The sequence below is a fragment of the bacterium genome (assembly GCA_024226335.1).
GTDB lineage: Bacteria > Myxococcota_A > UBA9160 > SZUA-336 > SZUA-336 > JAAELY01.
In genome coordinates this window covers 1-834 of the sequence record JAAELY010000204.1, presented here as the reverse complement: position 1 = coordinate 834, position 834 = coordinate 1, and the positions used below count along the sequence as shown (strand labels likewise).

The window sequence follows — 834 nt, the reverse complement described above, 5'->3', positions numbered from 1 at the left end:
TCTCACGCCTCTGCTGATCTGCCGACGACCCTCGCCGAGTGCCATACACGGCTGCAGCAGTTGGCTGCGGACAACGCTGTGCTGCGGGTCGTCAACACGCAGCGACAAGCCTCGATCGACCAACAGCAAACTACGATCGATCAGCAGCAAGCCACGATCAACGAACAGCAGACGACGATCGACGAACAGCAGGCCGTGCTGCAATCCCTGCAACGCGACCTGGCGTTGATGAAGCGGATGTTGTTCGGTCAACGGCGTGAGCGCTTTGAAGATCCACGTCAGGGCCTGTTGTTCGAGTCGGCCGAAGTCGGCCCGCCCGAGCAGGACGGCCAGGCGAAGGAAGACGACAACGAAGAAGACTGTGACCCCTCGAAGGGCGACGAAGGCCCGTCGCCCACGCGTCGTCGGGGGCGAGTTCGCCGTGTGATTCCCGAGAGCCTGCCTCGCAAGAAGCGTGTTCACAAACTGACCGACGCCCAGATCCCCGAGCACCTGCAAGGCGTGGCGGGACGGCGGTTTCTGAAAAAGGTCGGCGAGTATGTCGAGTGGGAACCACCTCGGTTGACGGTCATCGAAGAATACGCCGAAACGTTGGCGATCGACAATGCCGACGCAACGGAAACGACCATGCTTTCCGCGGAACGTGCATCGCGGATCCTGAACTGCTTGGCGGGTCCTTCGTTGCTGGCCGGTTTGGCGGTGAACCGTTTCGCGGACCATCTGCCCTACTACCGGCTGGAGGAGATTCTCCAGCGGAGCCAGCTGGTGATCGACCGCAGCACCCAATGCCGCTGGATGATCCGTCTGGCGAACGAGCTGACTCCGCTGGTCGAT

General features: G+C 61.8%; 1 protein-coding gene. It reads left to right on the top strand.

Annotation, left to right across the window (positions count from 1 at the left end):
• Positions 1-834: transposase (locus GY725_10205; protein MCP4004556.1), on the top strand; the 834-nt coding region annotated here is incomplete at both ends.